Source organism: Achromobacter sp. SX5 (assembly GCF_056711425.1).
Genome location: NZ_CM160041.1, coordinates 2,626,063 through 2,647,830 on the forward strand (window position 1 = coordinate 2,626,063; position 21,768 = coordinate 2,647,830).

Genomic DNA, 21,768 nt, shown 5'->3' on the forward strand with positions numbered 1-21,768 from the left:
GTCCCATTCTACGCTTGACCTTGACACAATTGGAAGGTTTAAGCTGTGTTCACGGTGGACAAAACAGCGTCCGCCAACCTTGAATCCCTCTGGAGATAGACATGAGCATCGAGTTCCAAGTGCCCGACATGACCTGCGGCCATTGCGTCAAGACCATCACCGGCGCCGTGACCCAGGCCGCGCCGGGCGCGACCGTCACCGTGGATCTGCCGTCGCACCGCGTCATCGTGACGGGCGCGGGCGAGGCCGCCGCGATCGAGGCCGCGATCCGCGATGCCGGCTACGAGCCGTCGCGCGTGTAATCTCCCTTGGGGCCGCCGGCGCAAGTCCCCGCCTGCCGGCCGGCGGCCCCGGGGCCGATTGCCTTAGGCTATCAATTAATTAAAATTATTAAATTTGATTAATTAATAGCTGGCGTTTATCATTCTTTCCATGGTGGTTGAACAAGACCCCGCTACCCCAAGGAGAGATTGAATGCTGCAGAACCGCGAAGGCCAACGAGTCCCCAACGTTACTTTCCCCGTCCGCGAAGACAATACCTGGAAGAAGGTCACTTCGGACGATATCTTCAAGAATAAGACCGTTGTGGTCTTTTCGCTGCCCGGCGCCTTCACGCCGACCTGCTCCTCGACGCACCTGCCGCGCTACAACGAACTGGCGCCCGCCTTCTTCGAAGCCGGCGTGGACAGCATCGTGTGCGTGTCGGTCAACGACACCTTCGTCATGAACGAATGGGCCAAGGACCAGGAATCGTCCAATATCACGCTGCTGCCTGACGGCAACGGTGCGTTCACCGAAGGCATGGGCATGCTGGTCGACAAGAGCGACCTCGGCTTCGGCAAGCGCAGCTGGCGCTACTCGATGCTGGTCAAGGACGGCGTGATCGAAAAGATGTTCATCGAGCCGGAAAAGGAAGGCGACCCGTTCGAAGTGTCCGACGCCGACACCATGCTGGCGTATTTCGCCCCGAAGGCCAAGAAGCCGGACCAGGTCGTGGTGTTCTCCAAGCCGGGCTGCCCGTTCTGCATCGAAGCCAAGGCGCTGCTGGACGCCAAGGGCTACTCCGCGATCGAGATCCCGCTGGACAACAAGGTCCGCGGCCGCGTGATCGGCGCGGTCTCGGGCAAGGGCACCGCTCCCCAGGTGTTCATCAACGGCTCGCTGGTCGGCGGCCTGGAAGAACTGAAGGCGCGCATCGGCTAAGCGCCTGCCGGGGCCGGGGCGTACGTCCCGGTCCGCCGGCCGGGCCGCCCGCCGCGGCCCGGCATCTTCCGCGAATTTCCCTCGTTGCGCATCTTGGTGCGGCCCCGTCCGGGCGCCGCGGGACGGCGTTCGTCCTCAGGCTGCGCAACAAGGCGGAATACGCCTTGCAAATCCTGCCCCACGCCATACAGGGAGACCCCAAGACATGAAGACTCTGCACACCGACATCGCCATCATCGGCGCCGGCACCGCCGGCCTGGCCGCCTACCGCGCGGCGAAAGCCGCGGGCAAGCGAGCGCTGCTGATCGAGGGCGGCCCCTATGGCACCACCTGCGCCCGCGTGGGCTGCATGCCGTCCAAGCTGCTGATCGCCGCGGCCGAAGCGGCCCACAGCGCCGCCCACACGGATGCGTTCGGCGTGCGCGTGAACGGCAAGATCAGCGTCGACGGCGCGGCGGTCATGGACCGCGTCAAGCGCGAACGCGACCGCTTCGTCGGTTTCGTGCTCGAAGGCGTGGAGAACATCCCCGCCGAGGACAAGCTGCGCGGCTATGCCCGCTTCGTGTCGGATACGGTGCTGCACGTGGACGAGCACACCGAGGTGCAGGCCGCCAGCATCGTCATCGCCACCGGCTCGCGCCCCTCGGTGCCGCCGCCTTTCCGCGCGCTGGGAGACCGGCTGGTGGTCAACGACGAGGTGTTCGCTTGGAACGACCTGCCGCGCCGCGTGGCGGTGTTCGGTCCCGGCGTGATCGGCCTGGAGCTGGGCCAGGCCCTGGCCCGGCTGGGCGTGACCGTGCGCGTCTTCGGGGTCAGCGGCAGCCTGGCCGGCATCAGCGACCCGCAGGTCCGCCAGGCGGCGCGCAAGATCTTCCAGGGCGAGTTCTACCTGGACCCGGACGCGCGCGTGCTGGAGACGACCCGCGTGGGCGACGAGGTCGAAGTGCGCTACGTGGCGCTGGACAACAGTGAGCGCACCGAGCGCTTCGATTACGCCCTGGTCGCCACCGGCCGCCGCGCCAACCTGGACGGGCTGGGCCTGGAGCACACCTCGCTGGCGCTGAACGCGCAGGGCGTGCCGGTCTTCGACCGCGAAACCATGCAGGCCGGCGACAGCGCCATCTTCATCGCGGGCGACGCCAACGCCGACGCGCCGCTCTTGCACGAGGCGGCCGACGAAGGCCGCATCGCCGGCGAAAACGCGGCGCGCCATCCGGACGTCCGTCCCGGCCTGCGCCGCGCGCCGCTGGCGGTGGTGTTCTCGGACCCGCAGATCGCGGTGGCCGGCAAGGGCCACGCGCGGCTGATCCCGGGCACCTATGTGATCGGCGAGGTGGATTTCGGCGACCAGGGCCGCTCGCGCGTCATGCTGAAGAACCGCGGCCTGCTGCACGTGTACGCCGATATCGAAACCGGCCGCTTTCTGGGCGCGGAGATGGTGGGCCCCAGCGCCGAGCACATCGGCCACCTGCTGGCCTGGGCCGTGCAGCAGGAATTGACCGTGGCGCGCATGCTGGAGATGCCGTTCTACCACCCGGTGATCGAAGAGGGCCTGCGCACGGCGCTGCGCGACGCCGCGGCCAAGCTGGCGCTGGCGCGCGAGGCGTTGCGGCCGGAAGCGACGGAAGACGAGGTGGTTTGAGGGCGGGCGTCCCGCGCCGCAGCGCCTGCGACGCGGGAAGCGCCTTATTCGTCCGAGTGTTTTTTCGGCGCGGGGAAGGGATTTTCCCGGAACTGCAGCGTGAACCCGGCGCGTTCGTCCTGCCCCAGCGTGCGCGCGAGGTAAGGCATGGCGGGCTTGAGCGCGTCGTGCAGGGTCCAGGGCGGATTGATCAGGAACATGCCGCTGCCGTGCAGGCCGTAGCCGTCGATGGCGGCTTTCTTGACGGTCAGCGTGGCGTGCAGCCAGCTCTTGACCTTGAGGTTTTCCAGGTGGCGCGCCATCTCGCCGGCCTCGCGGCGCTGCACCAGCGGATACCAGACGGCGATGGTGCCGGTGGCGAAGCGCTTGATGCATTCCTTGACGGTAATGAGCGTGCGGCGGTAGTCGTTCTTGTCTTCGTACGAAGGGTCGATCAGCACCATGCCGCGGCGCGTGGGCGGCGGCAGCAGCGCCTTCACGCCCTCGAAGCCGTCGTCGCCGTAGATCGTGGTCTGGCGCTGGGCGGTGCGGCCCTGGTGCTCCAGGTTGGAGACCAGCGTGTCGATTTCGGTGGGATGCATCTCGAACAGCCGCAGCCGGTCCGACGGGCGCATGGCGTCCAGCGCCAGCCACGGCGAGCCGGGATAGCGCTTGAGGCGGCCGTTGGTGTTGTAGGCGCGGATGCGGGCCACGTAGTCGGCCAGGATGGGCGGCAGGTCCGGCGCTTCCCACAGGCGGCCGATACCGTCGGCGAACTCCGAGGTCTTGGCGGCCCAGTCGCTGTCCAGGCTGTAGAGCCCGGCGCCGGCATGGGTGTCGACCACCCAGTAGGGCGCGTCCTTGCGGTTGAAGTAATCCAGCGTGTGGATCAGGATGGCGTGCTTGAGCACGTCGGCATGGTTGCCGGCGTGGAAGGCGTGGCGGTAGCTGAACACGGCGCGGTGCCTCAGGCGGCGGGCCGGATGGCGGCCAGCTCGTCGGTGAAAATGCCGTCGATGCCCCAGTCGAGCAGCAGGCGCGCGCGTTCCGGGTCGTTGACGGTCCAGGCCGCGATGCGGTAGCCGGCGGCGTGCACGGCGTCGATCAGTTCGCGGGTGGCGTCTTTCTGGTTGATGTTCAGCGCCACGCATTCGTACTTGGCCAGGCGCTCGCGCCAGTCGGCGGGGACTTTTTCCACCAGGAGCGCGCGCGGCACTTCCGGCGCGGCCTCGCGCGCGGCCGCCAGCGCGGCTTCCGCGAACGAGGACAGCAGGGGCAGGGGGGCCGCGTCCTGCCACAACTGGCGGACGGCCAGCGCCACGGCGCGGCCGGTCTCGGCCTCGCGGCCGGGACAGGGCTTGATTTCGACATTGCTGGCGATGCCGTTGGCCAGGGTGTAGCGGGCCACGGCGGCGAAAGTGGGCAGCGGCTCGCCGGCGTAGGCGGCCGAATGCCAGCTGCCGAAGTCCAGTTGCGCCAGTTCCGCGTAGGTCTTGTCCGCGGCCGGGCCGGCGCCGTTGGAGGTGCGGTCGACCTTGTCGTCGTGCATCAGCACCAGCACGTTGTCGCGGCTGAGCTTGACGTCGTATTCGAACATGGTGAAGCCGTGTTCGGCGCCGACGCGCATCGCGGCCAGCGTGTTCTCCGGGGCCAGCCGGCCGCCGCCGCGGTGGGCGATGTAGCGGGAATAGGGCCAGGAGGGTAATGTTGCGCTCATGGAGGTGTTGCAATCAGGTTCTTGGGACAGGATTGCAAGGATACTCCTACTTCATGGGCGCCTTGCCCTGCGACACGTCCATGATCATGCGGGCGGCCAGGTACAGGCGCGGCACGATGCTGTCGATGCGGATGTATTCGGCGTCGTTGGAATGCGCGCCGAAGCCGGACAGGCCCATGCCCTCGATGACCGGCCCGCGCGCCTTGAGCGCCGCGAAGGCCGCGTCGGTGCCGCCGCCGCTGGCGCGGTCCACCACCTTCAGCGGCAGGTCCAGTTCCTTATAGATCTCCACGCCGTGGCGGGCCAGCGCGCGCGAGGCGGGCGTGGCCTCCAGCGGCGGGCGGCGGATTTCGAATTTCACGCTGACCTTGGAATCGGGCAGCAGCTTGTTCTTGATGCCTTCCTCCAGGCTGCGCGACAGCGCGTCGAAGTCGGAGACGCGCAGCGCGCGGGCGTCGGCCTGGGCGGTGGCCTGGCCCGGGATGACGTTGCGGTTGGTGCCGGCCTGGGCCACGGTCCAGTTCAGCTTCAGCCCCGCCTCGGGCTTGGACAGGTCGTCCAGCTGCAGCACCTGGTGCGCCAGTTCGTAGAGCGCGTTGACGCCGCCTTCGGGGCGCGAGCCGGCGTGCGAGGTCTTGCCCTGCACCGTGAGGTAGGCCGCGCCGATGCCGCTGGTGGCCAGCGTCAGGCGCGGCTCGGCGCCGCCGCCCTCGAACGAGAACACGGCGTCCTGCTCGGCGCCCAGGCGGGTGATGGTGCTGCGCGCCCCGGGCGAGCTGATTTCCTCGTCGCCGTTGATCAGCACGGTCAGGGTGCCGAAATCGTCGAAACCCAGCTTCTGCAGCAGGGCGATGGTGTGCAGGATCATGGCCACGCCGTGCTTGTCGTCGGCGATCCCCAGCCCGTAGGCCTTGTCGCCGTCGATCCGAAAGGGCTGGTCCTTCAGCATGCCGTTGCGGTAGACGGTGTCCATGTGGGCGATCAGCATGATCTTCCTGTCGCCCTTGCCCTTGAATTCGGCATGCACCATGGGGCCGACCTTCTCGGGCGTGTCGTCCAGCCGGAACACGTCGGTGGCCGGCAGGATCTCGGCTTTGCCGCCCAGGGCCTTGAGGCGGTCGCGGATCAGTTCGGCGATGCGCTCCACGCCTTCGACGTCCTTGCTGCCGGATTCGATCCCGACCAGGTCGCGCATGGTGTCCAGCATGCCCTGGCGCTGCGCCTGGGCGGCTTCGTGCACGGCGGCGACCGGGGCGGCCAGCGCCGCGTGGGCGCCGCCGAGCAGGGCGAGCGCGACGCAGACGCGCAGAACGGGCAGGCGGGGGGCGGAAAACGGCATCGGGGCGACCTCTTTGCGGGTGGAAGGACCCGGCCACGATACGAGGGGCCGCAGGCGGCGGAAATAGTGATTCCCCGGGTTGACGGCGGATGCGATCCATGCGGGCGAGGGCCGGGTTTCGCCCGGCTCACCCGGCGAATGAGAAATGCTAAAATCCGCCCGCTGACCCGGTAGTGACCGGTATGGGAATGGGGCGAATCGGGTTCGCCCTTTTTTATGCGTTTTCGTGCGGCTCCGGGTGGATACCCCGGAGCGCGGCAACAGGGATTCCATGTTCGAATTTATTCGCAGCCATCGGCGCTGGATGCAGTTCATCCTGCTGCTTCTGATCGTGCCGTCCTTTTTCCTGGTCGGGATTCAAGGCTATGAGAGTTTCATGCGGGCCGAGCCCGAACTGGCCACGGTCGCCGGGCAACCGGTTTCGCGCGCCGAGTTCGACCAGGCGCACCGCAACCAGCTCGAACAGCTGCGCCAGCGCCTGGGAACGCAGTTCGACCCGGCCGTGATCGACACGCCGGCGCTGCGCGAAAACCTGCTGAACCAGCTGATCAACCAGCGCCTGCTGGCCAATGTCGCCATGGACAACCGCTTCTCGGTGTCGGACGAAACGCTGCGCAATACCATCGCCGCGATTCCCGAAGTCCAGGACAACGGCCGCTTCTCGCCCGAGCGCTACCGCCAGGTGCTGGCCGCGCAGGGCATGTCGCCGACCTCGTTCGAAGCCGGCCTGCGCCGCGACCTGGCCGTGGCCCGCGTGCTCGAACCGGTCGGCCAGTCGGCCCGCGCGCCGGCCGAGGTCGTGGCCGCGCTGGAAACCGCGCTGACCCAGCAGCGCACGGTGCAGCTGCGCCGCTTCGCCGCCGCCGACTTCCGCTCGCAGGTCAACGTCACGCCGGCCGACATCCAGTCCTGGTACGACGCCAACAAGCAGCAGCTGCAGATCCCCGAGCAGGTCCAGGTGCAGTACCTGGTGCTGGACGAGGCCGCCGCCACCCAGGGCGTGCAGGTCAAGGAAGAAGACCTGACCGCCTATTACGAACAGAACAAGAACCGCTTCGGCAAGCCCGAGCGCCGCCGCGCCAGCCACATCATGATCGAACTGGCCCCCGGCGCCTCGGAAGAGGCCCGCAAGGCCGCCCGCGCCAAGGCCGAGGACCTGGCCCGCCAGGCCGCCGCCGATCCGGCCCGCTTCGCCGAGCTGGCCGCCAAGGAATCGCAGGACGCCGGCTCGGCCGCCAAGGGCGGCGACCTGGGCTGGCTGGCCCCGGGCATGCTGTCCGGCCCGCTGGAGAAGGCCGTGTTCGGCCAGGCCAAGGACCAGGTCTCGGGCGTGATCGAAAGCCCGTCGGGCCTGCACATCGTCAAGGTCACCGAGATCCAGCCCGCCGCCATCAAGCCGCTGGCCGAGGTCAAGGACCAGATCACCGGCGAAGTGCGCAAGCAGATCGCCGCCGTGCGTTTCTCGGAAATGGCCAGCCAGCTGAACAAGCAGGTCTACGACCAGCAGGACAGCCTGCAGCCGGCCGCCGACGCCGTCGGCCTGAAGCTGCGCACCGCCTCCGGGGTGACCCGCGAGGGCCTGCTGCCCGCCGACCAGGCCGGCCCGGGCTCGGCCGCCGACAGCCCCGACGCCGCGCTGCTGGACAACCCGCGCGTGCGCCAGGTGCTGTTCTCGCCCGACGTGCTGCGCGAAAAGCACAACTCCGGCGTGATCGAACTCTCGCCCGACACCATGCTGGCCGTGCGCGTGGCCGCGGTGCAGCCGGCCCACGTGCCGCCGCTGGAGAAGGTCAGCGATTCGATCCGCGCCAGGCTGATCGACGAGCGCGCCGCCGCCGCCGCCAAGCAGGCCGGCGAAGCCGCCCTGGCCGCCGACAAGGCCAGCCCGGCCACGACCGTGCCGGAAGGCTATTCGGCGCCGCAGACCGTCTCGCGCCAGGACCCCAAGGGCCTGCCGCGTCCGGTCCTCGAAGCCGCCATGCGCCTGCCCGCGGGCACGCTGCCGGGCTATGCCGGCGTGCAGTCGGGCGCCGACTACACGCTGGTGCGCCTGGAGAAGGTCGAGGCCGGCAAGGTCGACAAGGCCGACCAGGACAGCCTCGCGCAGCAGCTCTCCGGCGCCTGGGGCCAGGCCGAGAGCGAAGCCATGATTCGCATGCTGCGTGAGCAGTACAAGGTCGAAGTGCTGCCGGCCGCCGCCGACGTCATCCGCGGCGACCAGCAGCAGGCCGCCGGCTGACGCTTCAGTCGAGCATGGGCCGCAGCGTCGGCCACACGTTGTCCAGCAATCTGGCCTGGGCATCCTCGTTGGGATGGATGCCGTCGGCCTGGAACATCGCCCGGTTCGTTGCAATACCTTCCATCAGGAAGGGCACGAGCCGGGCGTTTTCGTCTTTGGCCACCGTGGGGAACACCTGTGCGAAGCGCTGGGTGTAGTCGCGCCCGTAATTGGGCGGAATCTGCATGCCCACGATCAGCACGCGGGCGTCGGCCTGGCGCGCCGCCTGCGTCATGGTGCGCAGGTTCTGCTCGGTCATGGACAGCGACAGGCCGCGCAGCGCGTCGTTCGAACCCAGCTCCAGCACCACCACGGCCGGCTCGTGCTGGCGCAGCAGCGCCGGCAGGCGCGCCACGCCGCCGCTGGTGGTGTCGCCGCTGATGCTGGCGTTGACGACGCGATAGTTGGGGTATTGTTCGGACAGGCGGGCCGACAGCAGCGGCACCCAGCCGGTGCCGCGCTTGATGCCGTATTCGGCCGACAGGCTGTCTCCCAGGATCAGCACGGTGCGGGGCGCGGAACCCTGGGCCGGCGCGGCGGTCTGAGCGTGGGCGGGCGCCACGCTGGCGGTCGCCAGGACGGATACGAGTAGCAGACGGGAAAATAGGCGCATGGATAACAAGAATTCGATCGAGGTGAAAGGGCTGGGCAAGCGGGTGGCCGACGCCGGCGGCACGCTGTCTATCCTGGAAGGCATAGATTTTACGGTCGAGGCCGGCAGCGCGGTGGCCATCACCGGCAGCTCCGGTTCGGGCAAGTCCACCTTGCTGGGACTGCTGGCGGGGCTGGATGTTCCCAGCGCCGGCAGCGTGCGCCTGGCCGGGCAGGACCTGTTTTCCCTGGACGAGGACGGCCGCGCACGCCTGCGCGCCAACCACGTGGGCTTCGTGTTCCAGTCGTTCCAGCTGCTGCCCAACCTGACCGCGCTGGAGAACGTGATGCTGCCGCTGGAACTGGCCGGGCAGGCCGCGCGCGAGGCGGCGCAGGCCATGCTGGAGCGCGTCGGCCTGGGCGCGCGCCTGCATCACTACCCGCGCACGCTGTCCGGCGGCGAGCAGCAGCGCGTATCGCTGGCGCGCGCCTTCGTGGTGCGGCCCGACCTGCTGTTCGCCGACGAGCCCACCGGCAGCCTGGACGCCGCCACCGGCGTGACGGTCATCGACCTGATGTTCGACCTGCACCGCGAGCACGGCACCACGCTGGTGCTGGTGACCCACGATCCGCAGCTGGCGGCCCGTTGCGGGCGCCAGCTGGTCCTTGCCGCCGGCCGGATGGTCGACGGCAACTGAGGGCGCTTATTTCGCCTTCGAGACGGCCTGGTTCCAGGCGGCCACCACGGCTTCATATTCCTTGGCCGCCGCATCCTGGTCGATCGGGAAGATCTTGATGCTCTTGAGGTCGGGCAGGGTGGTCAGGCTGGCCACCGGGATGTCCGTGCGCGTCGGGCGGCGGAAGTTGTTCACCAGCTGGGCCTGCTGCGATTCCTTGCTCAGCAGGCCGTCATACAGGGCGCGGGCGGCGTCCGCGTTTTTCGCGCCCTTGATGATGAACATGCCTTCCGGCGCCAGGTAGCTGCCTTCGGACGGATACACCAGCTTGATCTCTTTCTGGCCGCCGGCCACGTATTCCTGCGCGGCGTATTCCAGCGTCAGGCCCGCGGCGTATTCGCCGGCCGCCACGCCCTTGTAGGTGGTGCCCGACGAAGCCGTGATCACGGCGTTGGCCGCGATCTTGTCCAGGCCTTCCTGGCCGAACTGCTTGTACAGGCCGTACACCAGCATGTAGGCCGTGCCGCTCTTGGACGGATCGGTGATGGCGAACTTGTTCTTCCACTGCGGCTGCATCAGGTCCGACCAGGTCGCCGGCGCGGGCAGGCCCTTGAGCTGGCGCTCGTTGACCATCATCACCATGACGTGGACGTTGGTGCCGACCCACAGGTCGTCCGGGCCGCGGAATTCCGCCGGGATCTTGTCCAGGTCGGCCGGGCGGTAGGGCTGCAGGTGCTGGCGGTAGGCGCCCAGCGTGCCGAAGCCGCCGCTCCAGAACAGGTCGCCGCGCGGGTTCTGCGCCTCGGCCTCGATGCGCTTCATCATGGTGCCGGTGCCGCCGGTGACCGGCTGCACGTTCAGCTTGGGCGCGTGCTGCCTGACCGCTTCCAGCGCGGTTTCGATGGTCTCGGTGTTGTTGGACGAGTAGAGCACGACGTTCTGGGCCTGGGCCGCGCCGGTTGCCAGTGCCGCCGCCAGGACGCTGTGCTGAAGTAGGTGCTTGAGTTGCATGGGTAGCCTCTGTGCGAGTGGGTTATTTGCCGGAGAACAGCTTGATGCGGAACGCCTTGACCGACACGATGATGGGCAGCACGATCACCGTGACCAGCGCCGCGCCGTAGGCCGAGGCCATGCCCAGCCTGCCGCCGTCGACCTGGCGGAAGATGGCGATGGGCATGGTTTCCAGGCCGCCGCTGTAGGCGACGATGGAGGCCGACAGCTCGGAGATCGTCGTCAGCCACATGAGGATGGCGGCCGAGATGATCGAGGCCTTCATGGCGGGCAGGACCACCTTGAAGAAGGTCATGAGCGGGGAGACGCCCAGGCTGATCGAGGCTTCCTCGATCGACTCGGGAATGTTGAACAGCACCGACGAGGCGTTGCGCACCGCGAACGGCAGGCGCCGCACCGTGTAGCACAGCACCATGATGCCGGAGGTGCCCGCCAGCACCAGCCAGCCGGTGTTGAAAGTCTGCACCAGCGCGATGCCCAGCACCGTGCCGGAGATGGTCAAAGGCAGCACCACGATGTAGTCCAGCACCTGCGTGGAGGCGCTGCGTTTCTTGATCGTCAGGTAGCTGGCCAACACCGCGAAGGACACGCCCAGCACCGTGGCCAGCGAGGCGAACTTGAGCGAATTGAGAATGGGCTCGGGCGCGCCGTGCAGCGCGCGCTGCATGCTGGCCAGCGACCACTGGCCCCATTGCATGACCGGCCCGCTGGTCTTGGTGAAGGCCGCGATGAACACCACGATCAGCGGCAGCAGCGAAATGCAGATCACCAGGCCCACGCCGCCGGTGTAGAGCAGCGCCGTCCACGAACGCACGCGCACCGGGGCCGGGGCGCGGCCCTGCGTCATGGTGTAGACCTTGCGTTCGACCACGCGCTTCTGGAAGAACAGCACGATGGCGACGATGGCGATGGACACCACCGACATGGCGCTTTGCAGCGTGGGGCTGCCGCCCATTTCGCTGACGAAGGTGTTGTAGGTCATCACCGACAAGAGCGGCACGCGGCTGCCCAGCAGCGTGGCCAGCGCGAAGTTGCCCACCACCAGCGTGAACACCACCAGCGCGTTGACCAGCACCGCCGGCAGCAGCACCGGCACCAGCACGCGCAGCTTGGTCAGCAGCGGCGGCGTGCCCAGGCTCAGGCCGGCTTCCTCCAGCTGGCCGTCGAAGCCGCGCAAGGCCGCCAGCACGCCCAGGTAGATGTAGGTGTAGTAGACCAGCGTCATCGAGAACAGCATGCCGGTCCAGCCGTAGAACGACGGCAGCGAAATGCCGGCGTCGCCCAGCAGATTCGTCAGCAGGCCGTTGTTGCCCAGGATCAGCAGCCACGACTGGCCCACGATGATCTCCGGGATGACGATGGTCAGCACCGGCAGGATCGCCACCAGGTTCTTGAGCGGGAAGTCGTAGCGCGCCACCATGTACGCGAACGGCACGCCCACCAGCACGGTGCAGGTCGTGACGGCCAGGCCCAGGATCAGCGTGTTGCCGAAGGCCTCCACGTACTGCGAGTCGGCCAGCAGGGCGCGAAACCCCTCCAGCGTGAAGCCGCCGTCCTGGCCGGTGACGCTGTTGCCGAACAGCACGCCCAGCGGATACAGCACGAAGAACAGCAGCACGGCCAGGCTGATCGCGGTGAGGACGCCCCAGGGCCACCATAGTCTTTTCATGGCGCGGCGTTCCTCAGGCGTTGACGACGCGGCTGTCGGCGGGGATCAGCACCTGCACGGCCTCGCCCGGCTGGAACTGCGCCACCATGTTGCCGGCGTGCAGTTCGACGCGGATCTCCGAGCCGTTGGCCAGTTCGATCCGGTAGGCCGTCTTGAAGCCCAGGTACTGGCGCCGCAGCACCTTGCCGGGCAGGGTGTTGGGCACGTAGGGCGTGGGCGCCATCAGCGCCAGCTCCTCGGGCCGCGCGATCAGGATGCCCTGATCGTCCAGGCGCTCGCTGCCCTGCATGCCGTCGAAGCCCAGGCCGCAGAGTTCGTAGCGCACGTGTCCGGCCGGCGCGCCGGCCTGGCCGTTTCTGGCGGGCACGGGAATCACGTTGGCCGAGCCGATGAAGTCCGCCACATAGGCGTTGACCGGCGTGCCATAGAGTTCCTCCGGCGTGCCCAGCTGCGCGATGTCGCCGCGGTCCATGATGGCGATGCGGTCCGACATGGCCAGCGCTTCTTCCTGGTCGTGCGTCACGAACACGGTCGTGATGCCGGCCTCGCGCACCAGGTCCAGGATCACGTCGCGCATCTGCAGCCGCATCTTGGCGTCCAGGTTCGACAGCGGCTCGTCCATCAGCAGCACGCGCGGGCGGATCACCAGCGCGCGCGCCAGGGCCACGCGCTGGCGCTGTCCGCCGCTCATCTGGGCGGGAAAGCGTTCGGCCAGCGCCTGCAGGCCGACCTTGTCCAGCGCCTCGTTGACGCGGCGTGCGATCTCGGCGCGCGCCACGCCGCGCGCGCGCAGGCCGTAGGCCACGTTGTCGAACGCGGTCTTGTCGGGAAACAGCGCGTAGTCCTGGAACACCATGCCGATGTCGCGGCGGTGCGCGGACACGTGGGTCACGTCGTCCTTGTCGAACAGCAGGCGTCCGCCGTCGGGCGCGTAGAAGCCGGCGATGCAGCGCAGCAGGGTGGTCTTGCCGCAGCCGCTGGGGCCGAGCAGCGTATAGAACGCGCCGTCCGGGATGTGCAGCGAAAGGTTGCGCAGCACCTGCTGCCCGCCGAAGGTCTTGACGATGCCGTCTACCGTGATTGATGCCATGTTGGGTTCCCCGATGAGGTTCCCGGCATCATAGGAATGGGCGCGCGGCGCGACCAGCAGTGTTTTTTAAGGCGTGGCGTTAGATTTTCTAAGAGGTCGGCGCGCGCGCAATCCCCTAGAATGCGGCTGGACGGAGGGGTGTGCGCGCGTTCGACGCCGGGCACCGAGAATAAATACACGACAAGGGTAGACGTGGGACAACGCAGCATAGCGCGGCGCCGGACGGGCGCCCGGGCGCGCCGCCATTGAGATGGCGGCGCCCAGCCTGCCGCCGCTGAAGGCCTTGCGGGTGTTCGAAGTCGCGGCGCGGCTGCGCAGTTTCACCGCGGCGGCCGAAGAACTCAGCATCACGCACAGCGCGGTCAGCCAGCAGATCCGCATCCTCGAAGAGTATGTGGGCCAGCCCCTGTTCGCGCGCGAGGCGCGCGGCGTGGCGCTGCTGCCTTGCGCCCAGGCGTATTTTCCCGAAGTGCAGGCCAGCCTGGAGCGCATCGCCGCGGCCACCGCCAAGCTGAAGTCGCCCGGCTACGGCGGCGCGCTGCGCGTAAGCGCCACGCCGTCCCTGACCATGAAGTGGCTGATCCCGCGCCTGTCGGCGTTCCAGGCGCTGCATCCGGGCATCGACGTGCAGCTGACCACGCAGGGCCGTCCGTTCCTGGACCGCGGCGGCGACGCCGGCAGCGACGTGCTGGTCCGCCTGGGCTACCTGGCGCATCCGGAATTCACCTGTGTGCACTGTCTGGACGATTTCCACGTGCCGGTGGCCTCGCCGCGCTTTATCGAGCGCAACCGCCTGGCCGCGCCGGCGGACTGCCTCGGCCATCCGCTGCTCAAGGTCGCCGGCGGCATGGACCACTGGCCGCGCTGGTTCGCGCTGGCCAAGGTGGACGTGCCGGCGCAATTGCCCGGCCCGGTGTTCGACCATCAGTTCCTGTGCATGCAGGCCGCCATGAACGAGCTGGGCATCGCGCTGGCGCCCTGGTGCCTGCTGGACGACGACATCCGCGCCGACCGGCTGCGCCCGCTCTTCACGCAGCCGCAACTGCCCAACGCCGGCATCCACGCGCTGTACCGCCCGGACAGCCCGGCGGCGGCCGCGGCGCAATTATTCATCGAATGGCTGCGCGCCCAGGGGCGCGAGGCCTCGCAACCCGCCTAGGAATTCCCCATGCTACTGCCCACGTCCAACCCCGGCCTGCAATGGCGCGGCATCGCGCCGCCGCTGGCGCTGTCGGACTACAAAGTGATCGCGTTCGACATGGACTCCACGCTGATCTCCATCGAGACGCTGGACGAGATGGCCGACCTGATGGGCAAGAAGGCCGAAGTCGCGGCGCTGACCGAGGCCGCCATGCGCGGCGAAAGCGTGGACTACAAGCAAAGCCTGCGCGAGCGCGTGGCGCTGCTGGCCGGCATGCCGGCCGCGATGCTGGACCGGGTCTACGAGGAGCGGGTGCGCATCAACCCCGGCGCCGAGACGCTGATCGCGGCCTGCAAGGCGGCCGGCCTGACCTGCCTGCTGGTGACCGGCGGCTTTACCTGCTTTACCGACCGGCTGCGCGCGCGCCTGGGCCTGGACGACGTGCGCGCCAACGTGCTGGAAGTGCGCGACGGCCTTCTGACCGGCCGGCTGCTGCCGCAGCCCTGGGGCGACATCTGCGACGGCGAGGAAAAGCGCCGCAAGCTGCTGGAGGTGTGCGCGGCGCGGGGCGTGGGGCCGCAGCGCGCCATCGCGGTGGGCGACGGCGCCAACGACCTGCCGATGATGCGCGCGGCCGGCCTGTCGGTGGGCTATCGGGCCAAGCCGGTGGTGCGCCAGGAAGCCAAGGTGGCGATAGACGAAGGCGGCCTGGACCGCCTGCTGGAGCTGTTCGCCTGAATCAGATCAGGCCGCGGATCTCGACGGCCGGATCGACGTCGGCCTCGTAGTCCACGCCCTCGACCTCGAAGCCGAACAGGCGCAGGAATTCCTGCTTGTAGCCGGCGAAGTCCGTGAGCTGGTAGACGTTCTCGCTGGTGACCTGCGGCCACAGCGCCTGCACCCGGGCCTGCACCTCGGGATCGAGTTCCTTGCGGTCGGCGCGCAGCCGGCCTTCCTCGTCCAGGATCGGCGCAGGGCCGCAAATGCTGTCGCGGTACAGCCCGTAGACCTGTTCGATACAGCCTTCGTGCGTGCCTTGCTCTTTCATGACCTTGAAGAGCAGCGACAGGTACAGCGGCATCATCGGGATCGCGGAGCTGGCCTGCGTGACCACGGCCTTGAGCACCGACACCCGGGCGTCGCCGCCGCGCGCGGCGAGCCTGGCGCGGATGTCGAGCACCTTGCGGTCCAGGTCTTTCTTGGCCGCGCCGATCGATCCGTTCCAGTAGATGTCGTGGGTGATCTTCTCGCCCAGGTAGGTGAAGGCCGTGGTGGTGGCGCCTTTGGCCAGCACGCCGGCCTCCAGCAGCGCGTCGATCCACATCTGCCAGTCCTCGCCGCCCATGACCGCCACGGTGGCGTCGATCTCGGCCTGGGTGGCGGGTTCCAGCACGGATTCCCTGACCACTTCACGGTCGGTGTCCAGGCCGCGCAGGGTGACGGGCGCGCCGACGGGCTTGAGCGTGGAGTTGTAGACCTCGCCGGTCCTGGGATGGGTGCGGCGCGGCGCGGCCAGGCTGTAGACCACCTGGTCGACCTGGCCCAGGTCGCGGCGGATGGCCTCGATGGTCTTCTGCTTGATCTCGTCGGAGAACGCGTCGCCGTTGATGCTCTTGGCGTAGAGGCCGGCGGCCTGCGCCGCTTCGTGGAAGGCGGCGCTGTTGTACCAGCCCGCGGTGCCCGGCTTGCCGCCCTCGGGCGCGCGCTCGTAGAACACGCCCAGCGTCTGCGCGCCGCAGCCGAAGGCCGCGCTGATGCGCGCCGCCAGGCCGTAGCCGGTGGACGCGCCCAGCACCAGGACGCGCTTGGGTCCGCCGGCGATCGGCCCCTGGGCGCGGACGTAGTCGATCTGGTTCCTGACGTTGGCGGCGCAGCCGGCAGGGTGGGTGGTCACGCAGATGAAGCCGCGCACACGGGGCTTGATGATCATGAGGGCCTCGGTTCGGGAAATATCGGGAAAAGCGCTAGGGCGACCCGCATTGTACGGGAGCCGCCCGGCAAGGACTCAGCGGGCGCGGGCGTCGGCCAGCGGCGCGCCCGGCGCGCGTCCGCGGCGCCATTCCACCACGCCGATGCAGATGCCGCTGGCGCAGATGATGGCGATGCCCAGCCAGGTCAGCGCGTCGGGAAAATGGCCCCACACCAGCCAGCCGACCGCGGTGGCGCTGATGATCTGCAGGTACACGAAGGGCGCCAGCGTCGAGGCCGGCGCGCGGCGGTAGGCGGCGATCTGGAACAGATGGCCCAGGCCGCCGGTGATGCCGGTGGAAATCAGCAGCAGCCAGTCCTGCGGCGCCAGCGCGCGCAGCACCGGCATGGCCGGCGGCAGGATGAAGGGCAGGGCGAGGGTGAGCACCACGGTGCCGACCGCGCCGCTCCAGATCAGCGAGGTGAACGGATCGTCGCCGGCCACGCGGCGCGTGGCGATGAACTGCACCGCGAAGCAACAGGCCGTGAGCAGGCCGAACAGGGTGCCCACCGGGTCCAGGCCGCCGCCCGGACGGATCACGATGACGACGCCGACGAAGGCCACGCCGGCGGCCACGAAGCGCGACAGGCGCGCCGGCTCGCGCAGTATCCAGGGCGCGGCCGACAGCACCAGCAGCGGGGCGAGGAAGTTGATGGCGGTGGCCTCGGCCTGCGGGATGTAGCTCAGCGTGGTGAAGAACATCAGCGTGGCCAGGAACATGGAGCCGCCGCGCAGGATCTGTTCGCGCGGCTTCTTGCTGCGCACGATGCCCAGCCCGCGCGCCGGCAGCACCAGCGCCAGCACCAGCACCAGGTGCACCGCGTAGCGGAACCAGGACAGCACCAGTAGCGGCACGCCCGCGCTCATGACCCACTTGCCGCTGGCGTCCAGGCAGGACAGGACCCACATCGAAAGCACCAGAAACAGCACGCCCAGCATGGGGCCGCTGGCCGCGGGCGCGCCTGCGCGCGTACGACCGCTATCGGCCGGGTTCATCGGAAGACTCCTTGATTTGGGGCCCTGTTCCAGGGTACTGACGGGCGGCTGACATGATACGCTCATCGAGCCGGGGGAACAGGCTCATGATCGAATTACGCAACATCGAAACTTTTTTCTGGGTGGCCACGCTGGGCAGCTTCCGCGCGGCCTCCGAAAAACTCAACACCACGCAGCCTGCGGTATCGCAACGCATCGCCTCGCTGGAGGCCGACCTGGGCGTGCGCCTGTTCGAGCGCGAGGCGCGCGGCGTCAAGCTCACCGGCAAGGGCCATGAATTGCTGTCGCACGCCGAACGCATGCTGCAGCTGCGGCGCGACATGTTCGAGGCCGCGCGCGAGCAGAACGTGATGACGGGCACCGTGCGCATCGGCGTGGCCGAGACCATCGTGCAGACCTGGCTGCCGGCCCTGATCGAACTCATCCACACCAACTATCCGGCGCTGGTGCTGGAGATCGAGGTCGACACCACGCACGTGCTGCGCTCGCACCTGATGTCGCGCCAGATCGACCTGGCCTTCCTGATGGGGCCGGTGCTGGAGGCGCGGGTCGAGAACCTGGCGCTGTGCACCTATCCGCTGGCCTGGGTGGCCAGCCCGGTGCTGGACCTGGGACCGGAGCCGCTGACGCTGGAGCGCATCGGCAAGCTGCCCATCATCACCTATCCGTCCAACAGCGCGCCGTACCGGGTCGTGCGCGACATGCTGACGCGCGCCGGCGTGACCGCGCCGCGCATGTACGGCAGCGCCTCCATGTCGATGGTGGTGCGCATGACCCAGGACGGCATCGGCACCAGCGTGATCGCGCCGGTGTTCCTGGGCAAGGAGCTGGCGCGCGGCGAACTGCGCATCCTGCGGGTGCAGGCCGACCCCTTGCCGCAGCTGAGCTTTACCGCGACCTGGGTGCAGGGGCCGGACAGCCACGCGGTGCGCGTGATCGCGCAGATGGCCCAGAAAGTGGCCGCCCAGGCCGGCGACGGGACGCCTTGCTAGCCGTTGGCAGGGTAGGTGTTTTCCCCAGCAGACAGTGTCCCTATTTTTATGAAAGCCGTTTTTGCGGCGCCGCGCAAAACCGCCGCCGCGGCCCGCAAAGCCGCGCCACAGCGTGATTTGCGCAAAAAGTCGTAGCCCGCGTCCGGCAGACCCAAGAAATATTTATACCCCCGTATCGCAACATACGATTGGACGCTCCCGGGCCCTGACGCTGCAATGGCGGCGCATCTACGATCGCCGCGGGGCTACTGACTCCCGATCAGCCATCCGCGCGCCACCGGGATAACGGGGTCCCGCGCGCGGCATACCATCCCGCCAGCTAGGAGTTTTGTCCATGAAAAAGTCTCTAGTTTTCGCCGCAGTCGCCGCCGGCCTGCTCGCCGGCGCCGCCCAGGCGCAAGACCTGCCCAAGACCCAGTTGAAGGTGGTGGGCGGCCTGAGCAACCTGACCGCCTACAACGACTACGAAAAACCGTTCTGGACCAAGACGATCCCCGAGCTCTCCAAGGGCCAGGTCACGGCCACGATCAAGGGTTTCAACGAAATGGGCCTCAAGGGTCCCGAGCTGCTGCGCCTGATGTCGCAGGGCGTGGTCGAGTTCGGCACCGCCACGCTGGCGTACTTCGCCAGCGACAACCCGATCAACGAGGCGATCGACCTGGCCGGCCTGGCGCCCGACGTCAAGACCGCGCGCGCCGTGACCGACGCATTCGAGCCGGTCTACGCCAAGCTGTACGGCGAGGGCAGCAACGTCAAGCTGCTGGGCATCTCGACCTATCCCGCGCAGGTGCTGTTCTGCAACGCCGAGATCAAGGGCCTGGCCGACATCAAGGGCAAGAAGGTCCGCACCAGCAGCCGCACCACGGCCGAGTTCGTCGAGGCGCTGGGCGGCTCCAGCGTGACCATGGCGTTCGGCGAAGTGGTGCCGGCGCTGCAGAACAAGGTGGTCGACTGCGCCATCACGGGTTCGCTGTCGGGCTACTCGGCCAAGTGGTACGAGGTCTCCACCCACCTGGTGGCGCTGCCGATCAACTGGAACCAGCAGATCCACGCCGTCAACCAGAAGGCCTGGGACAAGCTCGATCCCAAGGTCCGCAGCTTCCTGCAGACCAACGTGAAGACCCTGGTCGACGACATCTGGGACGCCGCGGCGCGCCAGACCCAGGAGGGCTATGACTGCAACACCGGCGCGGCCGCGTGCCCGTACCCGGTCAAGGGCAAGATGGTCCTGGTCCAGCCCACGGACGCGGACCGCGAACTGCTGAAGAAGGTCACGCAGGAAGCCGTGCTGCCCAAGTGGGCCGCGCGCTGCTCGGCGCAATGCGTGAACGACTTCAACGCCACGATCGGCAAGACGCTGGGCGTCGTGGCGAAGAAGTAGAGCCCCCCCCGAAGCGCTGCGCGCTTCCCCCCCAGGGGGGCATGCCTGAGGACCGGCGGAGCCGGATCCTCGGCATCCCGATGGGATGTGCCTGGTGCGTAGGGTGGCTAGGGTTTGCGGCTGTTTTTCAAAGGTTTTTTTATGACTCAAACCGAACACTTTCGCCTGCTGGGCGGCATATTGCGGCGCGCGGAGAGTTTTTCGCGGCTGGCGGTGTGGGCCGGCGGCGCGTTGACGGTGGCCAGCGTGCTGCTGATTTCGTTCGATGTGCTCGCGCGTAAATTTCTGGGGTTCACGACTGGCGGGGCCGATGAGCTGTCCAGCTACGCCTTCGCCATCAGCACCTCGTGGGCGCTGGCGTTCGCGACGCTGCAGCGGGCCAATGTGCGCGTGGACGTGCTCTATCAGCACATGCCGGTGCGCGTCGCCGCGGTGCTGGACTGGATCTCGCTGGTGGCGCTGGCGGTTTTCATGGTGTACCTGACGTATTACGCCTCCGAAGTGGTGCAGGCCTCGTGGACGCAGAAGTCCGCGGCCAATACGCCGCTTGCGACGCCGCTGTGGATTCCGCAGGGCTTGTGGGCGCTGGGCCTGGCGTGGATGTGCGTGACGGTGGCGCTGATGCTGGCGCGCGCCTCGGCGGCGCTGGTGACCGGCGATATCGAACTGGTCAGGAACATCTGCGGCGTGCGCTCGGCGCAGGAAGAAGCTGAAGAAGAAGCCGCCGCCGGCGAGCGCATGGTCAAGGGAGACGCCGCATGATTTCCACCGCTTTGATCCTGCTGCTGGTGCTGATCGGCCTGTCGATTCCCGTAGGCGCCGCGCTGGGCGTGCTGGGCCTGATCCTGGACCCGCTCTTTTCCATGCTGCCGCTGACGCGCGCCATCGGCGAGATTTCCTGGAGCACCAACAACGAATTCCTGCTGGTGGCGATTCCGCTGTTCATCATGCTGGGAGAAGTGCTGCTGCGCGCGGGCTTCGCCGAGCGCATGTACGGCGCGATGAGCCTGTGGCTGTCGTGGCTGCCGGGCGGGCTGATGCACGCCAACATCGGCGCCTCCACGCTGTTCTCGGCGACCTCGGGCTCCAGCGTGGCCACGGCCGCGACCGTGGGCACGGTGGCCATTCCGCAGATCCGCAAGTACGGCTACAACGAGCCGCTGTTCCTGGGCAGCCTGGCCGCCGGCGGCACGCTCGGCATCCTGATTCCGCCGTCCATCAACCTGGTCATCTACGGCGTGCTGACGAATTCCTCGGTGCCCAAGCTGTACCTGGCCGGCATCATCCCGGGCTTCGCGATGGCGGCGCTGTTCATGCTGACCGTGGTCCTGGCCTGCGTGGCCAAGCCGTCGTGGGGCGGCAAGAAGGTCCAGGCCACGTGGGGCCAGCGCATCGCCAGCCTGGTGCACCTGGCGCCGCCCATGGGGATCTTCTTCCTGGTGGTGGGCTCCATCTACGCCGGCCTGGCCACGCCGACCGAGGCCGCCGCGCTGGGCGTGCTGGGCGCGCTGATCCTGGCCGCCTGGTTCCGCCGCCTGACGTGGTCGATGCTGCGCGAGGTGATGGAAGGCACCATGCGTTCGACGGCCATGATCATGCTGATCGTGATCGCCGCCAGCTTCCTGAACTTCGTCATGTCGGCCACCGGCCTGACCGACGCGCTGACCCAGTCCATCTCGGGGCTGGGCCTGTCGCCGGGCTGGATGCTGCTGATCCTGGTGATCTTCTATCTGGTGCTGGGCTGCTTCATGGAAACCCTCTCCATGATGATCACCACCATTCCCATCGTGGCGCCCATCATGATCGGCCTGGGCTTCGATCCCATCTGGCTGGGCATCGTGATCATCATCCTGGTCGAGGCCGCGCTGATCACGCCGCCGGTCGGGTTGAACCTGTTCGTGGTGCAGAGCCTGCGCAAGAGCGGGTCCATGAACGCGGTCATCGTCGGCAGCCTGCCGTTCGTGGCGGCCATGTTCGTGATGCTCGCGCTGCTGGCGTTCTGGCCCGACCTGGCGCTGTGGCTGCCGCGCGTGTTCGGCTAGGGCGCCGCCGCAAACCTTCTTTCGGACGCGGCGGGCGCCGCGTCCTTTACC

The 21,768-nt window shown here is 68.1% G+C and carries 20 protein-coding genes; 11 read left to right on the top strand and 9 right to left on the bottom strand.

Annotation, left to right across the window (positions count from 1 at the left end; all coding sequences use genetic code 11):
• The first annotated feature begins 101 nt into the window (after window positions 1-101).
• From AC1M14_RS12500 to AC1M14_RS12510, 3 genes are all read left to right on the top strand, one after another.
• Window positions 102-302, top strand: a complete 201-nt coding sequence (locus AC1M14_RS12500; protein WP_102771363.1) for a heavy-metal-associated domain-containing protein — start codon at window positions 102-104, stop codon at window positions 300-302.
• A gap of 172 nt (window positions 303-474) precedes the next feature.
• Complete coding sequence (locus AC1M14_RS12505; RefSeq protein ID WP_102771362.1) at window positions 475-1,203, top strand: glutathione peroxidase; 729 nt, start codon at window positions 475-477, stop codon at window positions 1,201-1,203.
• Window positions 1,204-1,408: 205 nt separating this feature from the next.
• On the top strand, window positions 1,409-2,845 hold the full coding sequence (locus AC1M14_RS12510) for a dihydrolipoyl dehydrogenase (protein ID WP_102771361.1): 1,437 nt from the start codon (window positions 1,409-1,411) through the stop codon (window positions 2,843-2,845).
• Between the two features lie 44 nt (window positions 2,846-2,889).
• Here the strand turns inward: AC1M14_RS12510 and AC1M14_RS12515 are convergent, their stop codons facing one another.
• From AC1M14_RS12515 to AC1M14_RS12525, 3 genes are read right to left on the bottom strand one after another with little or no spacing between them, the layout of a single operon-like run.
• Window positions 2,890-3,780: a 23S rRNA (adenine(2030)-N(6))-methyltransferase RlmJ gene (locus AC1M14_RS12515; protein WP_102771360.1), complete on the bottom strand. Its 891-nt coding sequence runs from the start codon at window positions 3,778-3,780 to the stop codon at window positions 2,890-2,892.
• Between the two features lie 11 nt (window positions 3,781-3,791).
• The gene (ugpQ, locus tag AC1M14_RS12520; RefSeq protein ID WP_111825024.1) at window positions 3,792-4,541 is read right to left on the bottom strand and encodes a glycerophosphodiester phosphodiesterase; all 750 of its coding nucleotides are present in this window, start codon (window positions 4,539-4,541) and stop codon (window positions 3,792-3,794) included.
• A gap of 46 nt (window positions 4,542-4,587) precedes the next feature.
• Window positions 4,588-5,880: a M20/M25/M40 family metallo-hydrolase gene (locus AC1M14_RS12525; RefSeq protein WP_479731700.1), complete on the bottom strand. Its 1,293-nt coding sequence runs from the start codon at window positions 5,878-5,880 to the stop codon at window positions 4,588-4,590.
• Window positions 5,881-6,151: 271 nt separating this feature from the next.
• Here AC1M14_RS12525 and AC1M14_RS12530 point away from each other — a divergent pair, with 271 nt between their 5' ends.
• A complete protein-coding gene (locus AC1M14_RS12530) occupies window positions 6,152-8,119 on the top strand; it encodes a SurA N-terminal domain-containing protein (RefSeq protein ID WP_479731701.1) in 1,968 nt (655 codons plus the stop codon).
• A 4-nt stretch (window positions 8,120-8,123) separates the two neighbouring features.
• Here AC1M14_RS12530 and AC1M14_RS12535 read toward each other — a convergent pair whose 3' ends face one another.
• The gene (locus tag AC1M14_RS12535; protein WP_479731702.1) at window positions 8,124-8,771 is read right to left on the bottom strand and encodes an arylesterase; all 648 of its coding nucleotides are present in this window, start codon (window positions 8,769-8,771) and stop codon (window positions 8,124-8,126) included.
• Between AC1M14_RS12535 and AC1M14_RS12540 the strand changes: the two genes are divergently transcribed.
• Window positions 8,770-9,447, top strand: coding sequence for an ABC transporter ATP-binding protein (locus AC1M14_RS12540; RefSeq protein WP_102771356.1), 678 nt, complete (start codon window positions 8,770-8,772; stop codon window positions 9,445-9,447). The genes AC1M14_RS12535 and AC1M14_RS12540 overlap by 2 nt on opposite strands.
• Window positions 9,448-9,453: 6 nt before the next feature.
• Here the strand turns inward: AC1M14_RS12540 and AC1M14_RS12545 are convergent, their stop codons facing one another.
• Genes AC1M14_RS12545 through AC1M14_RS12555 form a run of 3 tightly spaced genes read right to left on the bottom strand, consistent with a single transcriptional unit; the run spans window position 9,454 to window position 13,196 of the window.
• On the bottom strand, window positions 9,454-10,437 hold the full coding sequence (locus tag AC1M14_RS12545) for an ABC transporter substrate-binding protein (protein WP_479731703.1): 984 nt from the start codon (window positions 10,435-10,437) through the stop codon (window positions 9,454-9,456).
• 22 nt (window positions 10,438-10,459) lie between these two features.
• A complete protein-coding gene (locus AC1M14_RS12550; RefSeq protein ID WP_209165463.1) occupies window positions 10,460-12,106 on the bottom strand; it encodes an ABC transporter permease in 1,647 nt (548 codons plus the stop codon).
• 13 nt (window positions 12,107-12,119) lie between these two features.
• A complete protein-coding gene (locus AC1M14_RS12555; protein ID WP_209165462.1) occupies window positions 12,120-13,196 on the bottom strand; it encodes an ABC transporter ATP-binding protein in 1,077 nt (358 codons plus the stop codon).
• Between the two features lie 250 nt (window positions 13,197-13,446).
• Between AC1M14_RS12555 and AC1M14_RS12560 the strand changes: the two genes are divergently transcribed.
• Together AC1M14_RS12560 and serB are read left to right on the top strand one after the other, a co-directional pair.
• On the top strand, window positions 13,447-14,355 hold the full coding sequence (locus AC1M14_RS12560; RefSeq protein ID WP_479731704.1) for a LysR substrate-binding domain-containing protein: 909 nt from the start codon (window positions 13,447-13,449) through the stop codon (window positions 14,353-14,355).
• Between the two features lie 9 nt (window positions 14,356-14,364).
• Window positions 14,365-15,075: a phosphoserine phosphatase SerB gene (gene serB / locus AC1M14_RS12565; RefSeq protein WP_102771351.1), complete on the top strand. Its 711-nt coding sequence runs from the start codon at window positions 14,365-14,367 to the stop codon at window positions 15,073-15,075.
• A gap of 1 nt (window position 15,076) precedes the next feature.
• Here serB and fabV read toward each other — a convergent pair whose 3' ends face one another.
• Window positions 15,077-16,267 carry an enoyl-ACP reductase FabV gene (fabV, locus tag AC1M14_RS12570; protein WP_479731705.1) on the bottom strand — a complete coding sequence of 397 codons (1,191 nt, stop codon included), beginning with the start codon at window positions 16,265-16,267 and terminating at the stop codon, window positions 15,077-15,079.
• A gap of 75 nt (window positions 16,268-16,342) precedes the next feature.
• Window positions 16,343-17,302: a DMT family transporter gene (locus AC1M14_RS12575; protein WP_111825031.1), complete on the bottom strand. Its 960-nt coding sequence runs from the start codon at window positions 17,300-17,302 to the stop codon at window positions 16,343-16,345.
• 86 nt (window positions 17,303-17,388) lie between these two features.
• Here AC1M14_RS12575 and AC1M14_RS12580 point away from each other — a divergent pair, with 86 nt between their 5' ends.
• The 4 genes from AC1M14_RS12580 (at window position 17,389) to AC1M14_RS12595 (ending at window position 21,717) form a co-directional block, all read left to right on the top strand.
• A complete protein-coding gene (locus AC1M14_RS12580; protein WP_102771348.1) occupies window positions 17,389-18,294 on the top strand; it encodes a LysR family transcriptional regulator in 906 nt (301 codons plus the stop codon).
• 334 nt (window positions 18,295-18,628) lie between these two features.
• Entirely contained in the window at window positions 18,629-19,675 is a 1,047-nt protein-coding gene (locus tag AC1M14_RS12585; protein ID WP_102771347.1) for a TRAP transporter substrate-binding protein, read from the top strand.
• Between the two features lie 141 nt (window positions 19,676-19,816).
• Window positions 19,817-20,437 (top strand): TRAP transporter small permease subunit, encoded by a 621-nt coding sequence (locus AC1M14_RS12590; RefSeq protein WP_102771845.1) that lies wholly within the window; start codon window positions 19,817-19,819, stop codon window positions 20,435-20,437.
• A complete protein-coding gene (locus AC1M14_RS12595; protein WP_102771346.1) occupies window positions 20,434-21,717 on the top strand; it encodes a TRAP transporter large permease in 1,284 nt (427 codons plus the stop codon). The genes AC1M14_RS12590 and AC1M14_RS12595 overlap by 4 nt, the downstream gene beginning before the upstream one ends.
• Window positions 21,718-21,768 lie beyond the last annotated feature (51 nt).